The 17,963-nt window shown below is 63.6% G+C and carries 18 protein-coding genes; 14 read left to right on the forward strand and 4 right to left on the reverse strand.

Annotation, left to right across the window (positions count from 1 at the left end):
* The first annotated feature begins 211 nt into the window (after positions 1 to 211).
* From HU770_RS24175 to HU770_RS24185, 3 genes are read left to right on the forward strand one after another with little or no spacing between them, the layout of a single operon-like run.
* Positions 212 to 871, forward strand: coding sequence for a paraquat-inducible protein A (locus HU770_RS24175; RefSeq protein WP_033701471.1), 660 nt, complete (start codon positions 212 to 214; stop codon positions 869 to 871).
* Positions 858 to 1,481 carry a paraquat-inducible protein A gene (locus HU770_RS24180; protein ID WP_033701470.1) on the forward strand — a complete coding sequence of 208 codons (624 nt, stop codon included), beginning with the start codon at positions 858 to 860 and terminating at the stop codon, positions 1,479 to 1,481. The genes HU770_RS24175 and HU770_RS24180 overlap by 14 nt, the downstream gene beginning before the upstream one ends.
* Positions 1,474 to 3,774, forward strand: coding sequence for an MlaD family protein (locus HU770_RS24185; RefSeq protein WP_186665963.1), 2,301 nt, complete (start codon positions 1,474 to 1,476; stop codon positions 3,772 to 3,774). The genes HU770_RS24180 and HU770_RS24185 overlap by 8 nt, the downstream gene beginning before the upstream one ends.
* A 116-nt stretch (positions 3,775 to 3,890) precedes the next feature.
* On the opposite strand, the gene rpsT is transcribed toward HU770_RS24185, so the two are convergent.
* Positions 3,891 to 4,169, reverse strand: coding sequence for a 30S ribosomal protein S20 (gene rpsT, locus HU770_RS24190; protein ID WP_003247625.1), 279 nt, complete (start codon positions 4,167 to 4,169; stop codon positions 3,891 to 3,893).
* A gap of 248 nt (positions 4,170 to 4,417) precedes the next feature.
* Between rpsT and murJ the strand changes: the two genes are divergently transcribed.
* The 6 genes from murJ (at position 4,418) to ispH (ending at position 11,753) form a co-directional block, all read left to right on the forward strand.
* Positions 4,418 to 5,956, forward strand: coding sequence for a murein biosynthesis integral membrane protein MurJ (murJ, locus tag HU770_RS24195; protein WP_047582844.1), 1,539 nt, complete (start codon positions 4,418 to 4,420; stop codon positions 5,954 to 5,956).
* A 118-nt stretch (positions 5,957 to 6,074) separates the two neighbouring features.
* Positions 6,075 to 7,025 carry a bifunctional riboflavin kinase/FAD synthetase gene (gene ribF / locus HU770_RS24200; RefSeq protein ID WP_186660639.1) on the forward strand — a complete coding sequence of 317 codons (951 nt, stop codon included), beginning with the start codon at positions 6,075 to 6,077 and terminating at the stop codon, positions 7,023 to 7,025.
* Complete coding sequence (ileS, locus tag HU770_RS24205) at positions 7,022 to 9,853, forward strand: isoleucine--tRNA ligase (protein WP_186665972.1); 2,832 nt, start codon at positions 7,022 to 7,024, stop codon at positions 9,851 to 9,853. Before ribF ends, ileS begins: the two co-directional genes overlap by 4 nt.
* Positions 9,846 to 10,361, forward strand: coding sequence for a signal peptidase II (gene lspA / locus HU770_RS24210; RefSeq protein WP_033701462.1), 516 nt, complete (start codon positions 9,846 to 9,848; stop codon positions 10,359 to 10,361). Before ileS ends, lspA begins: the two co-directional genes overlap by 8 nt.
* Positions 10,354 to 10,791, forward strand: a complete 438-nt coding sequence (fkpB, locus tag HU770_RS24215) for an FKBP-type peptidyl-prolyl cis-trans isomerase (protein ID WP_033701461.1) — start codon at positions 10,354 to 10,356, stop codon at positions 10,789 to 10,791. Before lspA ends, fkpB begins: the two co-directional genes overlap by 8 nt.
* 14 nt (positions 10,792 to 10,805) lie before the next feature.
* Entirely contained in the window at positions 10,806 to 11,753 is a 948-nt protein-coding gene (gene ispH, locus HU770_RS24220; protein ID WP_186660629.1) for a 4-hydroxy-3-methylbut-2-enyl diphosphate reductase, read from the forward strand.
* Here ispH and HU770_RS24225 read toward each other — a convergent pair whose 3' ends face one another.
* A complete protein-coding gene (locus tag HU770_RS24225) occupies positions 11,754 to 12,245 on the reverse strand; it encodes a GspH/FimT family pseudopilin (RefSeq protein ID WP_186660627.1) in 492 nt (163 codons plus the stop codon). It abuts the gene before it with no gap.
* A 109-nt stretch (positions 12,246 to 12,354) separates the two neighbouring features.
* Between HU770_RS24225 and HU770_RS24230 the strand changes: the two genes are divergently transcribed.
* From HU770_RS24230 to thiO, 5 genes are read left to right on the forward strand one after another with little or no spacing between them, the layout of a single operon-like run.
* A complete protein-coding gene (locus HU770_RS24230; RefSeq protein WP_186660625.1) occupies positions 12,355 to 12,561 on the forward strand; it encodes a prepilin-type N-terminal cleavage/methylation domain-containing protein in 207 nt (68 codons plus the stop codon).
* Positions 12,558 to 13,205, forward strand: coding sequence for a pilus assembly protein PilW (locus HU770_RS24235; protein ID WP_186660623.1), 648 nt, complete (start codon positions 12,558 to 12,560; stop codon positions 13,203 to 13,205). Before HU770_RS24230 ends, HU770_RS24235 begins: the two co-directional genes overlap by 4 nt.
* Positions 13,202 to 13,666 (forward strand): hypothetical protein, encoded by a 465-nt coding sequence (locus tag HU770_RS24240; RefSeq protein ID WP_186660621.1) that lies wholly within the window; start codon positions 13,202 to 13,204, stop codon positions 13,664 to 13,666. The genes HU770_RS24235 and HU770_RS24240 overlap by 4 nt, the downstream gene beginning before the upstream one ends.
* Before the next feature lies 1 nt (position 13,667).
* Entirely contained in the window at positions 13,668 to 14,057 is a 390-nt protein-coding gene (locus HU770_RS24245) for a type IV pilin protein (protein ID WP_033701454.1), read from the forward strand.
* A gap of 55 nt (positions 14,058 to 14,112) precedes the next feature.
* Complete coding sequence (thiO, locus tag HU770_RS24250) at positions 14,113 to 15,210, forward strand: glycine oxidase ThiO (RefSeq protein WP_033701452.1); 1,098 nt, start codon at positions 14,113 to 14,115, stop codon at positions 15,208 to 15,210.
* A 71-nt stretch (positions 15,211 to 15,281) separates the two neighbouring features.
* Here the strand turns inward: thiO and HU770_RS24255 are convergent, their stop codons facing one another.
* Entirely contained in the window at positions 15,282 to 16,691 is a 1,410-nt protein-coding gene (locus HU770_RS24255) for an amidase (RefSeq protein WP_186665974.1), read from the reverse strand.
* A 1-nt stretch (position 16,692) separates the two neighbouring features.
* Positions 16,693 to 17,958: a Zn-dependent hydrolase gene (locus HU770_RS24260; RefSeq protein WP_162525087.1), complete on the reverse strand. Its 1,266-nt coding sequence runs from the start codon at positions 17,956 to 17,958 to the stop codon at positions 16,693 to 16,695.
* Positions 17,959 to 17,963: the final 5 nt, after the last annotated feature.

Consider the following 17,963-nt stretch of genomic DNA (forward strand, 5'->3'; position numbering starts at 1 on the left):
AACGATGCATCGCCGATGGTAGTGTGGGGTCTCCCCATGTGAGAGTAGGTCATCGTCAAGATTCATTTCGCAAAACCCCTATCTGCGCAAGCAGGTAGGGGTTTTGTCTTTGTCTCGCACAAACACCGGGCTCAAACCGGTCAATAGTCGCCTCCCACATTTCGAGCCAGATCACTAGAATAGAGCCCACGCACCCTTTCAGAAGCTCGATATGCCCAACCCTGTCGAACCCGAAGCACTGGCCCACTTGCCGCTGGACGAACTCGTTGCTTGTCACGAATGCGACCTGTTGCTGCGCAAGCCAGTGCTGCAGCACGATGAAAAAGCCCTGTGCCCGCGCTGCGGCTATGAGCTTTACGCCCACCGGCACAATGTGGTCAACCGCAGCCTGGCCCTGGTACTGACGGCATTACTGCTTTTTGTGCCGGCCAATTTTTTGCCGATCATGCAGCTGCACCTGCTTGGCCAGACTTCGGACGACACGGTCTGGAGCGGGGTGGTGGGCCTGTACAATTCACAAATGCGCGGCGTGGCCGTGGTGGTCTTCCTGTGCAGCATGGCCATTCCTTTGGCAAAGTTGCTGTGCCAGTTGGCGGTACTGCTGAGCATTCGGCTGGATGTGGGGCGCAGCTATGGCCTGTTGTTCTACCGCATCTATCACCACTTGCGCGACTGGGGCATGCTCGAGGTCTACTTCATGGGCGTGCTGGTTGCGATCGTCAAACTGGTGGACCTGGCTGAACTGACCGTGGGGTTGGGGCTGTTCTGTTTCATCAGTCTGCTGTTGATTCAGGTATGGCTCGAAGTGGTGATGTCACCGCATCAGATCTGGAGTGCGCTTTCGGGGGAGGATCTCCATGCGGGCGATTGATGCAGGCATCCTGGTCTGCAATGAGTGTCACCAATTGAACAGGCAGGAGGCCGACAGCGCCTCGCAGACGTGCACGCGCTGTGGGGCCATTGTGCATGGCCGTCGACCGAACAGTATCGTGCGTACCTGGGCGTTGCTGATTGCGGCTTCCATTCTGTACATCCCTGCCAATCTGTTGCCGATCATGACCGTCAGCACCCTTGGCCAGGGTAGCCCCGATACCATCATGTCCGGCGTCATTACCCTGCTCAAGCACGGCATGGTGCCCATCGCTGCCGTGGTGTTCATCGCCAGTATTCTGGTACCTACCTTCAAACTGGTGGGTATTGGCTTGCTGCTGTACTCGGTTCAGCGCCGCCAGCCGCTTTCGGCGCGCCAACGGATCCTGATGTACCGCTTTATCGAATTCATTGGGCGCTGGTCCATGCTCGATATCTTCGTCATCGCCATCCTGGTAGCGGTGGTGAATTTCGGGCGAATTGCCAGTGTCGAAGCCAACCTGGGCGCTGTCGCCTTCGCCAGTGTGGTGATTCTGACGATGCTTGCTGCTTTAACTTTCGATCCCCGACTGATTTGGGATAACACGGAGTCGGATGACGACCATGAGTGACCTGCCTACGGCAAAAACCCGCCCAGCTTCGAACTGGTCGGCCATCTGGATCCTGCCGCTGATCGCGTTGATGATCGGGGGCTGGCTGGCATGGCAGGCCTACCGTGATGCGGGCGTGGAAATCGAGGTTCGCTTTACCACGGGTGAAGGGATCGTCGCCAACAAGACCGAAGTCATCTACAAGGGCATGCCGGTCGGCAAGGTGACGGCGTTGGTGCTGGATGCCAAGGGTGCCAACCAGGGTGTGATTGCCACCATTGAAATGAACAAGGCAGCCGAGCCGCACCTGACTACCGGGACGCGCTTCTGGCTGGTCAAGCCAAGCGTCAGCCTGGCGGGTATTTCCGGCCTGGAAACCTTGGTCTCGGGTAACTACATCGCCGTCAGCCCTGGCGAAGGGGAGAAGGCCAAGCGCTTCAAGGCCTTGTCTACGGCGCCGCCCTTGTCTGACAGTGAGCCGGGCTTGCACCTGACACTCAAGGCTGAGCGGCTGGGTTCGCTCAATCGCGACAGCCCGGTGTTCTACAAGCAGATCCAGGTCGGCCGGGTGAAGAGTTACCGGCTTTCCGATGACCAGGACACTGTCGAGATCAAAGTGTTCATCCAGCCGGCCTACGCCAGCCTGGTGCGCAAACACACGCGTTTCTGGAACGCCAGCGGTATCAGCATCGATGCCAGCCTGTCGGGTGTGAAGGTGCGCAGCGAGTCGCTGTCGAGCATCGTCGCCGGTGGCATCGCCTTCGCGACGCCGGAATACCGCAAGGACAGCCCGCCAACCGACCCCAGCCTGCCGTTTCGCCTGTATGAAGACTTCGATGCAGCCCAGGCCGGGATCCGCATCAAGGTCAAGCTGAGTGACTACGAAGGCCTGCAGGCGGGTCGCACGCCGGTGATGTACAAGGGCATCCAGGTCGGCTCGCTGAAAGCGCTGAAGATGGAAGACAACCTGGGCAGCGCCATGGCCGAGCTGACCCTCGACCCACTCACCGAGGACTACCTGGTCGAAGGTACGCAGTTCTGGGTGGTCAAGCCGTCCATCTCGCTGGCGGGCATTACCGGCCTGGAGGCCTTGGTAAAAGGTAACTACATTGCCATTCGCCCCGGGGAGAAGGGCGACAAGCCGCTGCGGGAGTTCGAGGCACGGCCCAAGGCGCCGCCGCTTGACCTGAAGGCGCCGGGCCTGCACATGGTGCTGTTCGCCGATACCCTGGGCTCGCTGGAAATCGGTAGCCCGGTGATGTACCGCCAGGTGAAGGTGGGCAGCGTGCAGAGCTACCAGTTTGCGCGCAACAGCAACCGGATCCTGATCGGTGTGCATATCGAGAAGGAGTACGAGAAGCTGGTGAACGGCTCATCGCGCTTCTGGAATGTCAGTGGCATTACCCTGACCGGTGGGCTGTCGGGCATCAAGATCAAGAGCGAATCCCTGCAGACGCTCATGGCGGGCGGTATCGCCTTCGACACGCCAAGGCCCAATGTGGTGCTCAAACGCCATATTCCACGCTTCCGGCTGCATGAGAGCCAGGAGGCGGTTAACCGGGCGGGTACATTGATCACCATTCGTGTGGACCGAGCCGACGGTTTGAAGCCGGGTACGCCGATTCGCTTCCGTGGCCTGGACGTCGGCAGCATCGAAAGTGTCGACCTGACTGCAGACTTGCAGGCCGTGATGTTGCGGGCACGCATTACCGAAGCGCCGGAGCGTATTGCACGCGTCGGTACGCAATTCTGGGTGGTCAAGCCTGCGTTGGGCCTGGTGCGCACCGAAAACCTCGACACCTTGATTGGTGGGCAGTACCTGGAAGTGCAGCCGGCGGCCAAGGACAAGGGCACCCAGCGCGACTTTATTGCCCTGGCCGATGCCCCGCAGGTTGCAGGGCCGGAAGTCGGCCTGCCGTTGACGCTCAGCGCCCCGCGGCGCGGCTCGATCAAGCCGGGTGTGCCGGTTACTTACCGTGAGGTCGCGGTAGGCAAGGTGACAGGCTTCGAACTGGGCCAGAGTGCCGACCGCGTGCTGATTCATATCCTTATCGAGCCGCGCTACGCAGCATTGGTGCGCAGTGGCAGCCGCTTCTGGAACAGCAGCGGGTTTGGTTTCGATTGGGGGCTGTTCAAGGGAGCCACGGTGCGTACCGAATCGCTGGAGACGCTCATCGATGGCGGTATTGCCTTTGCCACGCCGGATGGCGAGCAGATGGGCAACCCCGCGCGGCCGCAGCAGACCTTTGCCCTGTTCGACAAGGCAGAGGATCAGTGGCTGCAGTGGGCGCCGAAGATCCCGATCGCCAAGTGATTCAACAGGAGGGGCGCCCCGGCAAGGGCGCTCCTGCTAGCAGCGCGCGGGTAAACAGTTAAATCGCAGGCAACAAAAAACCGACCCTAGGGTCGGTTTTTTGACAAGCATGTCGCTTAGGCAGCTGCAGCTTCTTTCAGCGCCTTGATGTGGCCATTCAGACGGCCTTTGTGGCGAGCAGCTTTGTTCTTGTGGATGATACCTTTATCGGCCATGCGGTCGATTACTGGTACAGCCAGAACGTAAGCGGCTTGCGCTTTTTCAGCGTCTTTTGCGTCGATGGCTTTAACTACATTCTTGATGTAGGTGCGGACCATGGAACGCAGGCTGGCGTTGTGGCTGCGACGCTTCTCAGCCTGTTTTGCACGTTTCTTGGCGGAAGGTGTGTTGGCCACCGTCGAGCTCCTCGAAAGACTTTAGGTAAATAGCAAACAAAATAGGCCGCGAATCATGCCGATCAGTCGAACGGATGTCAAGGCCACCTGCAAGGTTCCGCCGAGCGGTGCGCCAACAAGAGGGAAAGATTCCTTTCTGCTGCGCGACCTGTAAACTCGGGAATTTTGGCTCCCCTGCGAAGGCGCGGGAGTATCGCACATTCGAACGCTCTCTGCAGCGTCCTCTGTCTCTGACGTGAATCTTTTCGATGAATTTGCTGAAATCTCTGGCCGCGGTCAGCTCGATCACCATGATTTCCAGGGTGTTGGGCTTTGTGCGCGACACCATCCTGGCGCGTGTCTTTGGTGCCGGCATCGCCACTGATGCCTTTTTCATCGCCTTCAAGTTGCCCAACCTGCTGCGACGGATCTTCGCCGAAGGTGCGTTCTCGCAGGCTTTTGTGCCCATCCTGGCCGAGTACAAGACCCAGCAGGGCGATGAGGCCACCCGTACCTTCATTGCCTATGTCAGCGGTCTGCTGACCCTGGTCCTGGCCCTGGTCACCGTCGTTGGCATCCTTGCCGCGCCTTGGGTGGTGTGGGCGACCGCGCCAGGGTTCGTCAACAGTGCCGAAAAATACGCACTCACCACCGACCTGTTGCGGGTGACGTTTCCTTATATATTGCTGATATCGCTGTCGTCCCTGGCGGGGGCGATCCTCAATACCTGGAACCGCTTCTCGGTCCCTGCGTTCACCCCGACCTTGCTGAACGTGGCGATGATCTTTTTCGCCGTGGTGCTCACGCCGTATTTCGACCCGCCGATCATGGCGTTGGGCTGGGGTGTACTGGCGGGCGGCCTGGCCCAGCTGCTGTATCAACTGCCAGCGCTGAAGAAGATCGGCATGCTCGTGCTGCCCCGCCTGAACCTGCGCGACACGGGTGTATGGCGCGTGCTCAAGCAGATGCTGCCGGCGATTCTCGGGGTCTCGGTCAGCCAGATATCGCTGATCATCAACACCATCTTCGCCTCGTTCCTGGTGGCCGGCTCGGTGTCGTGGATGTACTACGCCGATCGGCTCATGGAGCTGCCGTCCGGCGTGCTGGGCGTGGCGTTGGGCACCATCCTGCTGCCTACCCTGGCCAAGACTTACGCTAATAAAGACCGCGAAGAGTACTCACGTATCCTCGACTGGGGCCTGCGTCTGTGCTTTTTGCTGGTGTTGCCCTGCACCCTGGCAATGGCCATCCTCGCCGAGCCGCTGACCGTGGCGCTGTTCCAGTACGGCAAGTTCAGCGCGTTCGATGCGGCCATGACCCAGCGCGCACTGGTTGCCTATTCTGTGGGCCTGTTGGCGATCATTCTGGTCAAGGTACTGGCACCCGGCTTCTATGCGCAGCAGAATATCCGCACGCCGGTGAAGATCGCGGTGTTCACGCTGGTCTGCACCCAATTGTTGAACCTGGCCCTGGTCGGCCCGCTGGCACATGCCGGGCTGGCCCTGGCGATCAGCCTCGGGGCCTGCCTGAATGCCGGCCTGCTGTTCTGGAAGCTGCGCAGCCAAGGGCTGTTCGAACCGCAACCCGGATGGACCAGGTTCCTGTTCAAACTGGTGTTGGCAGTGACATTGATGTCGGCGGTATTGCTGGCGGGCATGCACTATATGCCGGCCTGGGAGCAGGGTGGCATGCTCGAGCGCTTCGTGCGTCTCGGGGCGTTGATCCTGGCAGGTATCGTCACGTATTTCGGCTGCCTGTACCTGTGCGGCTTCCGGCCTCGGCATTTCGCCCGCAAGGCCCTGCACTGAAGCCAAGCGCACGTCAGGCGTCGGTTTTTCGCATTCCACGCCACCCCCGGGCGCTGCTGCCTGTCACCGGCGCCCGGGTGTGGTTATAATCGGCCACTTTATGAGCAAGAAGCGCGTTATGCAGCTGGTTCGAGGTCTTCACAACCTGCGCCCCGAGCACCGGGGCTGTGTCGCCACCATTGGCAACTTCGACGGGGTTCACCGCGGCCACCAGGCAATCCTGGCGCGTTTGCGCGAGCGTGGCCAAGCACTTGGCCTGCCGACCTGCGTGGTGATCTTCGAGCCACAGCCGCGCGAATACTTTGCCCCCGATACCGCGCCGGCACGCTTGGCGCGGCTGCGCGACAAAATCGAGCTGCTGGCTGCCGAAGGCATCGACCGGGTGTTGTGCCTGGCGTTCAATCAGCGCCTGAGCAAACTCAGCGCCGATGAATTCGTCAAAGCCATCCTGGTCGACGGCCTGGGCGTGCGTCACCTCGAAGTGGGCGACGACTTCCGCTTCGGCTGCGACCGCGCGGGCGATTTCGCCTTCCTGGTCGAGGCGGGCGACAAGTATGGGTTTACCGTCGAAGCCGCCAACACCGTAATCCAGGACGGCCTGCGGGTCAGCAGCACCGAAGTGCGCAAGGCTCTGGCCGAAGGTAACTTCGAGTTGGCCGAGCACTTGCTGGGCCGCCCGTACCGCATCACTGGCCGGGTCTTGCACGGCCAGAAACTGGCGCGCCAACTCGGCACGCCCACCGCCAACATTCAGCTCAAGCGCCGCCGCGTGCCGCTGTCCGGGGTTTACCTGGCCAGCATCGTAATCGACGGCAAGGCCTGGCCGGGTGTCGGCAATATCGGCGTGCGCCCCACCGTTGCCGGTGATGGGCGCCCGCACCTGGAGATTCATCTTCTGGATTATGCCGGCGACCTGTATGGCCGGCGTCTGACGGTGGAGTTCCACCACAAGCTGCGTGAAGAGCAGCGATTCGCCTCCCTTGAGGCGCTGAAGTCGGCGATCGACGCGGACATCGCCGCCGCACGTGCACATTGGCACGCTCAACCGCTAACGAAGAGCCTGAAATGACCGACTACAAAGCCACGCTAAACCTTCCGGACACCGCCTTCCCGATGAAGGCCGGCCTGCCTCAGCGCGAACCGCAGATTCTGCAGCGCTGGGACAGCATTGGCCTGTACCAGAAGCTGCGCGAAATTGGCAAGGATCGTCCGAAGTTCGTCCTGCACGACGGCCCGCCCTATGCCAACGGCAAGATCCACATCGGTCATGCGCTGAACAAGATCCTCAAGGACATGATCGTCCGTTCCAAGACCCTGGCGGGCTTTGATGCCCCGTACGTGCCGGGCTGGGACTGCCATGGCCTGCCGATCGAACACAAGGTCGAAGTCACCCACGGCAAGCACCTGTCTGCCGACCGCACCCGTGAACTGTGCCGTGAGTACGCCGCCGAGCAGATCGAAGGGCAGAAGACCGAGTTCATCCGCCTGGGTGTGCTGGGCGACTGGGACAACCCCTACAAGACCATGAACTTCGCCAACGAGGCCGGTGAAATCCGTGCCCTGGCCGAGATGGTCAAGCAAGGCTTCGTGTTCAAGGGCCTCAAGCCTGTGAACTGGTGCTTCGATTGCGGTTCGGCACTGGCCGAAGCCGAGGTCGAATACGCCGACAAGAAATCCCAGACCATCGACGTGGCCTTCCCGGCCGCCGATGCCGACAAGCTGGCCGCCGCCTTTGGCCTGGCCGCGCTGGCCAAGCCCGCCGCCATCGTGATCTGGACCACCACCCCGTGGACCATCCCGGCCAACCAGGCGCTGAACATCCACCCGGAGTTCAAGTACGCCCTGGTCGACACCGGCGAGCGCCTGCTGGTACTGGCCGAAGAGCTGGTCGAGGCGTGCCTCAAGCGTTACAACCTGGAAGGTTCGGTCATCGCCACCGCCCAGGGTTCGGCCCTGGAGCTGGTCAACTTCCGCCACCCGTTCTACGACCGCCTGTCGCCGATCTACCTGGCCGACTACGTCGAGCTGGGCGCCGGTACCGGTGTGGTTCACTCCGCGCCAGCCTACGGTGAAGACGACTTCGTCACCTGCAAGCGCTACGGCATGGTCAACGACGACATCCTCACGCCGGTGCAGAGCAATGGCGTGTACGTCGAGTCGCTGGACTTCTTCGGCGGCCAGTTCATCTGGAAGGCCAACCCCGCCATCGTCGAGAAGCTGAGCGAAGTCGGCGCGCTGATGCACACCGAAACCATCAGCCACAGCTACATGCACTGCTGGCGCCACAAGACCCCGCTGATCTACCGCGCCACCGCGCAGTGGTTCGTCGGCATGGACAAGCAGCCAAGCACCGGCGAGCCGCTGCGTGAGCGCGCGCTCAAGGCCATCGAAGAAACCAAGTTCGTCCCGGCCTGGGGCCAGGCGCGCCTGCACTCGATGATCGCCAACCGCCCGGACTGGTGCATCTCGCGTCAGCGCAACTGGGGTGTGCCGATCCCGTTCTTCCTGCACAAGCAGACCGGCGAACTGCACCCGCGCACTGTCGAACTGATGGAAGCCGTGGCCAAGCGCGTCGAGCAAGAGGGCATCGAGGCCTGGTTCAAGCTGGACGCCGCCGAACTGCTCGGTGACGAAGCCGGCCAGTACGACAAGATCACCGACACCCTGGACGTGTGGTTCGACTCCGGCACCACCCACTGGCACGTGCTGCGGGGTTCGCACGACATCGGCCACGCCACCGGCCCGGTCGCCGACCTGTACCTGGAAGGTTCCGACCAGCACCGTGGCTGGTTCCACTCGTCGTTGCTGACCGGTTGCGCCATCGACAACCACGCGCCGTACCGCGAGCTGTTGACCCACGGCTTCACCGTGGACGAAAACGGCCGCAAGATGTCCAAGTCGCTGGGCAACACCATCGAGCCGGAGAAGGTCAACAACACCCTGGGTGCCGACATCCTGCGCCTGTGGGTTTCGGCCACCGACTACTCGGGTGAGATGGCGGTTTCCGAGCAGATCCTGCAGCGCAGTGCCGATGCCTACCGGCGTATTCGCAACACCGCGCGCTTCCTGCTTTCCAACCTGTCGGGCTTCGACCCGGCCCGCGACCTGCTGGCCCCCGAGGACATGCTGGCCCTGGACCGTTGGGCTGTGGACCGCACGCTGCTGCTGCAGCGCGAGCTGGAAGAGCACTACAGCGAGTACCGTTTCTGGAACGTCTACTCGAAGATCCACAACTTCTGCGTGCAGGAGCTGGGTGGCTTCTACCTCGACATCATCAAGGACCGCCAGTACACCACCGGCGCCAACAGTGTTGCCCGTCGTTCGTGCCAGTCGGCGCTGTACCACATCAGCGAGGCGCTGGTGCGCTGGATCGCACCGATCCTGGCCTTCACCGCTGACGAAATCTGGCAGTACCTGCCGGGCGAGCGCAACGAGTCGGTGATGCTCAACGGCTGGTACCAGGGCCTGAGCGAGCTGCCGGAAGGCACCGAGCTGGACCGTGCCTACTGGGATCGCGTCATGGCGGTCAAGGCGTCGGTCAACAAGGAGCTGGAAAACCAGCGTACTGCCAAGGTCATCGGCGGCAACCTGCAGGCCGAAGTCACCCTGTACGCTGACGAAGGCCTGAGCGCCGACCTGAGCAAGCTGGGCGACGAGCTGCGCTTCGTGCTGATCACCTCGGCTGCGAGCGTGGTGCCGTTCGTGCAGGCACCGGCTGACGCCGTGGCTACCGAAGTCGAAGGCCTCAAGCTGAAAGTGGTGAAGTCCGGCCATGCCAAGTGCGGCCGTTGCTGGCACTTCCGCGCCGACGTCGGCAGCCACCCGGAGCACCCGGAAATCTGCAGCCGTTGCGTCGATAACCTGAGCGGCTCGGGCGAGGTGCGTCACTATGCCTAACCCGGCAGTGGGGCGCTTCGGGCGCCTTGCATGGCTTTGGCTGAGCTTGCTGGTCCTGGTCCTCGACCAGGCCACCAAGCTGTATTTCAACAACGCCTTGAGCATGTACCAGCAGATTGTGGTCATCCCTGACTACTTCAGCTGGACCTTGGCCTACAACACCGGCGCCGCTTTCAGCTTCCTCGCTGATGGCGCTGGCTGGCAGCGCTGGCTGTTCGCCCTGATCGCCGTGGTGGTCAGTGCCGTACTGGTGGTGTGGCTCAAGCGCCTGGGGCGCAACGAAACCTGGCTGGCCGTGGCGCTGGCGCTGGTGCTGGGTGGCGCCATTGGCAACCTGTACGACCGCGTCGTGCTGGGCCATGTGGTCGACTTCATCCTGGTGCACTGGCAAAACCGCCATTACTTCCCGGCCTTCAACGTGGCCGACAGCGCCATCACCGTTGGCGCGGTGATGCTGGCGCTGGATATGTTCAAGAGCAAGAAGTCCGAGGATCCGGTCCATGACTGACACCCGTATCGGCCAGAACACCGAAGTCACCCTGCACTTCGCACTGCACCTGGAAAACGGCGACACCGTCGACAGCACGTTCGACAAGTCGCCTGCCGTGTTCAAGGTAGGTGACGGCAACCTGCTGCCAGGTTTCGAAGCCGCGCTGTTCGGCTTCAAGGCCGGCGACAAGCGCACCGTCACCGTGGCCCCGGAAAACGCCTTCGGCCAGCCGAACCCGCAGAACGTGCAAATCATGCCGCGTTCGCAGTTCACCGACATGGAGTTGTCCGAAGGCCTGCTGGTGATCTTCAACGACGCCGCAAACGCCGAGCTGCCGGGCGTGGTCAAAGCCTTCGATGACGCGCAGGTGACCATCGACTTCAATCACCCACTGGCTGGCAAGACCCTGAGCTTCGAGGTGCAGATCCTCGACGTGAAGGCCTTGTAAGCCTGGAGCCGAGCATGCAAATCAAACTCGCCAACCCTCGCGGTTTTTGCGCGGGGGTCGACCGGGCGATCGAGATCGTCAACCGTGCCCTGGAAGTCTTCGGCCCGCCGATCTACGTGCGCCATGAAGTGGTGCACAACAAGTTCGTGGTCGAAGACCTGCGCAACCGCGGTGCCATCTTCGTCGAAGAGCTGGACCAGGTGCCGGATGACGTCATCGTCATCTTCAGTGCCCATGGTGTTTCCCAGGCCGTGCGCCAGGAAGCCGCTGGGCGTGGCCTGAAGGTGTTCGACGCCACCTGCCCGTTGGTGACCAAGGTGCACATCGAAGTCGCCAAGTACAGCCGCGACGGCCGTGAGTGCATTCTCATCGGCCACGAGGGGCACCCGGAAGTCGAAGGCACCATGGGGCAATACGACGCCAGCAACGGCGGCGCCATCTACCTTGTCGAAGACGAGGACGATGTCGCCAAGCTGCAGGTGCGCGACCCGGACCACCTGGCCTTCGTCACCCAGACCACGCTGTCGATGGATGACACCAGCCGTGTCATCGATGCCCTGCGTGCGCGCTTCCCGAACATCGGTGGCCCGCGCAAGGACGACATCTGCTACGCCACCCAGAACCGCCAGGATGCGGTCAAGCAACTGGCCGGTGAGTGTGACGTGGTGCTGGTGGTCGGTAGCCCGAACAGCTCCAACTCCAACCGCCTGCGTGAGCTGGCCGAGCGCATGAGCACCCCGGCCTATCTGATCGACGGTGCCGAGGACCTGCAACGTGCCTGGTTCGATGACGCAGCTCGCATCGGCATCACAGCGGGTGCTTCGGCCCCCGAAGTGCTGGTGCGCGGCGTGATCGAGCAGCTCAGGGCTTGGGGCGCCACCGGCGCAGAAGAGCTGGATGGGCGCGAGGAGAACATCACCTTCTCCATGCCCAAAGAGCTGCGGGTTCGCTCGCTGATCTGATCAGGCACCTGCGCACAAGGGCTCACTCAGTTCATCTGTGCGCAGGCTGACCCTGCCGCTGGTCGCCAGTACCACCCGGTACTGGCTGGCCGCTGCGCCAGCCTGGCAAATGTGCAATGTGCCACCCAGCAAGTTGGCGTTGCGCCCCTGTGGCACGCCCAGTGCGCTGAACTTCACCTGTTGTCCGGTATTCGCGACAATCCTCAGAGGCCTTACCAGGCGCTGCTCGCGCAGAACCTGCTGATTGTGCCCTAGCATCACGCGCCAGCCCTTGCCCCAATCACTTTCCAACGGCAGCACCAGCACCGCCTGGCCTTGCAGCAACGCGTGGCTGCGCGCGCTGCGCAGTGCTTGTGCCAGGTCGCGCGCTGCGGTTGCCCTGTGTAAGCCTTCAGAGAGGTCGTTGTAGGCCGGCATCCCCAGCTGTATCAGAACGGCCGCCATGGCCAGCGCCAACATCATTTGTATCAGTGTTGCACCCTGTTGCCGCACCGTGCATTTCTCCCTGGAAGTGCTTCGCTTCAGCTTCAAGGTCGCCGGGCAATTGATCCAGTCGCCCAGTGAGTAATCAGTTGCAGGAAAAGTCGCAGGGGGCGCAGGGATGCGAGCGATGGAAGGGGGCATGACGCTCCTCGAGGTATTACTGGCCATGGTGGTGGTGGCGGTGGGCATGTTTGCCGCTGGCGCCTTGCAGGTGCGCGCACTGCAGGCAACCGACAGTGCGCGGCACGATGCACAGGCCGCCTTGTGGGCGCACACCCGGCAGGAACGGGCCAGGGCCGCAGGCGAGCCGAAGGCGCAGCCATGAGCCGCACACAAGTCGGCTTCGGTTTGATCGAGGGGGTGCTGGCGCTCGCCATCGGTTTGCTGCTGCTGGCAGCGGCCAGCCAATTGTTCGTGTCTGCCCATGACACTTGGCGCCTGCAGGGCGCGGCCGCACGCTTGCAGGCTGATGCCCGCCTGGCGTTGCAACGCATGGCCCAGGACATTCGCATGGCCGGCATGTTCGGCTGCCTGCGCCTGCAGCCCGACGACTTCACCGACCCGCTAGCGCTTCAAGCCTTCGCCCAGCCCCTGCAGGTGGGCGCGAACAGCCTGAGCCTGGTAGTGGCCGAGCTGCCCGGGCACACCGGTGCCCCGGACTGGACGCTGCTGACCAACTGCATCGACGAGGCTCACGTGCACAGCGGGCGAGTTGATGGCAGCCAGCACCCCTTGGCAATCCCCATAAGCCAGCACCTCTATGTGCTGGATGGCACGACCTTGCGGTTCCGCCGACGAGGGGCTAGCCAGCCGCTGGTCGACCATGTGCGTGAGATGCGTGTGGCGTTTGTCGAGGCACCGCAAGGTGGGCGGGTGGATGTGCACCTGACGCTGTTCGAGCCCACCCTGGGCATAGAGCAGCAGCACGCCTTGAGCGTGGCGCTGCGCAATCCGCTGGCCGGCCCATGAAGCGCCAGCGCGGTGTGGTGTTGCTGTTGGCACTCGTGCTGAGCTTGCTGCTTGGCTTGCTCGCGGCCTCGGCCTTGCGCGATGCGCTGGTGGAGACCCGCATGGCTGGCTTGTGGCGTGACGGTTTCGAGGCACTCGAGCAAGCCGAGCAGGCATTGCTGGCAGGTGCCGCCCAGCTACAACTGTCACCGCCCCCAGCGTGCCAGCCCTGCCAACCACCACCGCGGCCGCATGACTTGCAGGGCAACTGGCAGGGCACCGCAAGCGGCTTCTTCCAGGTGCAGAACCTTGGCCGAAGTGACCGTGCCGCGCACCTGCCCGAGGGCCAGCAGGCTACCTTGTTCAGGGTCACCGCCGTCAGCCGGCAAGCCCGGTCGCGGCATGTACTGGAAGCGGTGTATGCGCTGTCAGGTGATGAGGTGCGGCGCATCCTTTGGCGGCAGCGATTGAGGGAACCCTGACATGCAGCAAGGCCTGAGCCTTATCGAGTTGTTGATTGTCGTGGCCGTGACCGGCATTCTGGCAGCCATTGCCTACCCCAGTTACAGCGAGCAGCTTCGGCGCGCCGCACGCAGCGAAGTGGTCGGTCTGCTGCAGGATGCCGCCCTACGCCTGGAGCGCCATCGCGTTCGCACCGGCCAATACGCCGAAGGCGACCCGGCACTGCCCAGCGGCAACCGTTACTACAGCCTGCACGCCCAGCGCGACAGCGACACCTTCTTGTTGCTCGCCCGCAGGCTGCCGCATGGGCTGATGGCGCAGGACCGCTGCGGTGATTTTCAGCTCGATCATGCAGGCGTGCACAGCAACCTGGGCAGCCTGGACAGCAGCGAGCAGTGCTGGGGAAGCTGAAGCATGAATGGTGCCCGGTGCATCGCGGTTTTACTTCAGGTGTTTGGATCGACAGATGAGCAAGCAAGTAGTGGTGGTCGGCGGCGGGGTTATCGGCCTGCTGACGGCGTTCAACCTGGCGGCGCACGTCGGGCAGGTGGTGGTGTGTGACCAGGGCGAGGTCGGGCGAGAGTCGTCCTGGGCGGGCGGCGGCATCGTCTCGCCGTTGTACCCTTGGCGCTACAGCCCGGCAGTGACCGCCCTCGCGCATTGGTCGCAGGACTTCTACCCACAGCTGGGCGAGCACCTGTTCGCCAGCACGGGTATTGACCCAGAAGTCCACACCACCGGCTTGTACTGGCTCGACCTGGACGACGAGGCCGAAGCGCTGGCCTGGGCGGCACGCGAGGGGCGGCCACTGAGTGCCGTGGATATCTCGGCGGCCTATGACGCGGTGCCGATACTGGGCCCGGGCTTCAAGCACGCCATCTACATGGCGGGCGTGGCCAACGTGCGTAACCCGCGGCTGGTCAAGTCGCTGAAGGCTGCATTGCTGGCATTGCCCAACGTGACCTTGCGCGAGCACTGCCAGATCACCGGCTTTGTTCAGGACGCTGGGCGCGTGACTGGCGTGCAGACAGCGGACGGTGTGCTGCAGGCCGATGACGTGGTGCTCAGTGCTGGCGCCTGGAGTGGCGACCTGCTGCGCACGCTTGGCCTTGAGCTGCCGGTGGCGCCGGTGAAGGGGCAGATGATTCTGTTCAAGTGCGCCGAGGACTTCTTGCCGAGCATGGTGCTGGCCAAGGGGCGCTATGCGATCCCGCGCCGTGACGGGCACATTCTGGTGGGCAGCACGCTGGAGCATGCCGGCTACGACAAGACCCCGACCGAGGATGCGCTGGCGAGCCTCAAGGCTTCGGCGCTAGAGCTGTTGCCGCAGCTCAAGGATGCCGCGGTGGTCGGGCATTGGGCGGGGCTGCGGCCGGGGTCGCCTGAAGGTATCCCGTATATTGGGCCGGTGCCGGGGCATGACGGGTTGTGGTTGAACTGCGGGCATTACCGTAATGGGTTGGTGCTGGCGCCGGCTTCGTGCCAGTTGTTTACTGACTTGCTGACGGGGGGGGCGCCGATCATTGATCCGGCGCCGTATGCGCCGGCGGGGCGTTTGGGCTGAGATTGCCGGGCCCGCTTGGCGGGCCTTTCGCGACGCAAGGCCGCTCCTGCAGGGGCGGGATCATTCAGCTTTCACGCCACTATCGGCGCCTGCAAATGCCGGCTCGGATAGTGCTGCTCATACACCTTGCACACCCGCAGCACCTGCTCATCGGCAAACCGCCCGGCGACCACCTGCAACCCCACTGGCAACCCTTCGCGGGTAAATCCGCACGGCACCGAAGCCGCCGGTTGCTGGGTCAAGTTGAACGGGTAGCTGAACGGCGTCCATTCCATCCACTGCGCCATCCCCGAACCGGGCGGCACGTCATGCCCCGCCTCGAACGCTACCCGTGGCAGCATCGGTGACACCAGCACATCGTAGCGCTGGTGAAAGGCATTCATCCGCGCAATCAGCTCAGCCCGTGCTTCCAGCGCTTGGGTGTACTCGCTCAGGCCAACCTGCGCCCCTTGCTCGGCTATCCCGCGCAGCCCTGGGTCGAGCAGTGCCCGCTGTTCATCGCCAAAGGCACTGGCCAGCCGCGCCGCGCCGGCGAACCACAGGGTGTTGAAGGTCTCCAACGGGTCAGCAAAGCCCGGGTCGACTTCCTCCACTTGCGCCCCCAGCCGGGCCAGGCGTTGCACCGCTTGCGCGACCAGCGCCTGAACTTGCGGGTCGACCTGCACGTAGCCGAAGTCGGCGCTGTAGGCGATGCGCAAACCGCTGAGGTCCTGGCCCTCGCCCAGCCATGGTGCCTGCCGCGGTGCCCCGGCCAGCCCGTCGCGGGCATCCGGGCGGGCTACGCAGTCGAGCATCAGCACTGCGTCGTCGACAGTCCGGGCCATTGGCCCGAGGTGCGACAGCACGGTCATGGCGCTGGCCGGCCATTGCGGCACGTAGCCGAAAGTGGGCTTGATGCCGAAGGTGCCGGTAAAGGCACAAGGAATACGGATCGAGCCACCGGCATCACTGCCCTGGTGCAGCACGCCCAGGTTCAGCGCGGCCGCCGCCGCCGCGCCACCGGAGGAGCCACCTGCCGTCAGGCGGGTATCCCAGGGGTTGCGGGTGATGCCGTAAAGCGGGTTGTCGGTTACCCCCTTCCAGCCAAACTCCGGTGTCGTGGTCTTGCCGACCAGCACCGCGCCGGCATCGCGCATGAATGCAGTGAAGGGCGCATCGACGTCCCAAGGGCCTGCGCCGCTGGTGGTGCGGGAACCCTTGCGCGTGGGCATGCCACGGGTCAGGGTCAGGTCCTTGATCGACGCGGGCACACCGTCCAGGCGGCCACAGGGCTCGCCGCGTTGCCAGCGTTGTTCGCTGGCGCGGGCGGCGGCGCGGGCGCCTTCACCGTCCACGTGGCAGTAGGCGTTGACCGCTGGGTTGTGCTGGTCGATGCGCGCCAGTACATCGTCGATCACCTCGACCGGCGACAGCTGCCGGCGCTGGTACAGTTCAAGCAGTTCGACGGCGGTGAATTCGCCGATGGCAGTCTTGCTGGTCATCTCAATGCGCCCCCTGATTGGCGGCCTGGAACATGGCGCGCAGCAATACGTCGCAGCCGTCGGCCAGGTCCTGGGGCGCGGCGTTTTCGATTTCGTTGTGGCTGATGCCGCCTTCGCACGGCACGAAAATCATCCCGGCCGGGCCCAACTCGGCCAGGAAGATGGCGTCGTGGCCGGCGCCGCTGACGATGTCCATATGGCTCAGGCCCAGCTCGCGTGCACCCTGGCGCACGGCATCGACGCACTGCTCGGCGAAGTACAGGGGCGGGAAGTCGGCCGTCGGCGTCAGTTCGAAACGCAGCCCGTGCCGTGCCGAGCTGGCTTCGATCACCTCCCGTACCTCGGCGACCATGGCGGCCAGGTGGGTGGGGTCGAGGTGGCGCAGGTCGAGGGTCATGTGCACCTGGCCCGGGATCACATTGCGCGACCCCGGGTGCAGGGTCAGGCAGCCCACCGTGCCGCAGGCATGCGGCTGATGGGCGTGGGCCACACGGTTGACCGCCGCGACCACTTCAGCGGCGCCAACCAGCGCGTCCTTGCGCAGGTGCATCGGGGTGGGGCCGGCGTGGGCTTCGACGCCCGTCAGCACCAGGTCGAACCATTTCTGCCCCAGGCAGCCCTGGACCACGCCGATGGTGGTGCGCTGGTCTTCCAGCACCGGGCCCTGTTCGATGTGCGCTTCGAAATAGGCGCCCACGGCATGCCCGGTGGGCACGCGCGGGCCGGCATAGCCGATACGGGCCAGCTCGGCACCTACCGACAGGCCCTGGTCATCGACCTTGTCCAGGGTGTCCTGCAGGCCGAACTTACCGGCGAACACCCCCGAGCCCATCATGCACGGCGGGAAGCGCGAACCTTCCTCGTTGGTCCACACCACCACTTCCAGGGGCGCTTCGGTGGTCAGTTGCAGGTCGTTGAGGGTGCGGATCACCTCCAGCCCGGCCATTACCCCGTAGCAACCGTCGAACTTGCCGCCGGTAGGCTGAGTGTCGATATGGCTGCCGGTCATGACCGGCGGCAAGGCCGGGTTTCGCCCTGGGCGGCGGGCAAAGATGTTGCCGATGGCGTCGATGCTGACGGTGCAGCCGGCCTCGGTGCACCAGCGCACGAACAGGTCGCGGGCCTGGCGGTCGAGGTCGGTCAGCGCCAGGCGGCACACGCCACCCTTGGCGGTGGCGCCGAGTTGGGCCAGGTCCATCAATGATTGCCAGAGGCGCTCACGGCTGACCTGTGCGCCTTGGCCGAGCAGGTGCTGCGAGGGGTCGATGCGGG

This window comes from Pseudomonas sp. SWRI68, from assembly GCF_014269165.1.
Classification (GTDB): domain Bacteria; phylum Pseudomonadota; class Gammaproteobacteria; order Pseudomonadales; family Pseudomonadaceae; genus Aquipseudomonas; species Aquipseudomonas capeferrum.

Coding starts and splice junctions, on each gene's coding strand:
- HU770_RS24175 (WP_033701471.1), top strand. CDS start 212: ATGCCCAACCCTGTCGAACCCGAAGCACTGGCCCACTTGCCGCTGGAC.
- HU770_RS24180 (WP_033701470.1), top strand. CDS start 858: ATGCGGGCGATTGATGCAGGCATCCTGGTCTGCAATGAGTGTCACCAA.
- HU770_RS24185 (WP_186665963.1), top strand. CDS start 1,474: ATGAGTGACCTGCCTACGGCAAAAACCCGCCCAGCTTCGAACTGGTCG.
- murJ (WP_047582844.1), top strand. CDS start 4,418: ATGAATTTGCTGAAATCTCTGGCCGCGGTCAGCTCGATCACCATGATT.
- ribF (WP_186660639.1), top strand. CDS start 6,075: ATGCAGCTGGTTCGAGGTCTTCACAACCTGCGCCCCGAGCACCGGGGC.
- ileS (WP_186665972.1), top strand. CDS start 7,022: ATGACCGACTACAAAGCCACGCTAAACCTTCCGGACACCGCCTTCCCG.
- lspA (WP_033701462.1), top strand. CDS start 9,846: ATGCCTAACCCGGCAGTGGGGCGCTTCGGGCGCCTTGCATGGCTTTGG.
- fkpB (WP_033701461.1), top strand. CDS start 10,354: ATGACTGACACCCGTATCGGCCAGAACACCGAAGTCACCCTGCACTTC.
- ispH (WP_186660629.1), top strand. CDS start 10,806: ATGCAAATCAAACTCGCCAACCCTCGCGGTTTTTGCGCGGGGGTCGAC.
- HU770_RS24230 (WP_186660625.1), top strand. CDS start 12,355: ATGCGAGCGATGGAAGGGGGCATGACGCTCCTCGAGGTATTACTGGCC.
- HU770_RS24235 (WP_186660623.1), top strand. CDS start 12,558: ATGAGCCGCACACAAGTCGGCTTCGGTTTGATCGAGGGGGTGCTGGCG.
- HU770_RS24240 (WP_186660621.1), top strand. CDS start 13,202: ATGAAGCGCCAGCGCGGTGTGGTGTTGCTGTTGGCACTCGTGCTGAGC.
- HU770_RS24245 (WP_033701454.1), top strand. CDS start 13,668: ATGCAGCAAGGCCTGAGCCTTATCGAGTTGTTGATTGTCGTGGCCGTG.
- thiO (WP_033701452.1), top strand. CDS start 14,113: ATGAGCAAGCAAGTAGTGGTGGTCGGCGGCGGGGTTATCGGCCTGCTG.
- HU770_RS24255 (WP_186665974.1), bottom strand. CDS start 16,691: ATGACCAGCAAGACTGCCATCGGCGAATTCACCGCCGTCGAACTGCTT.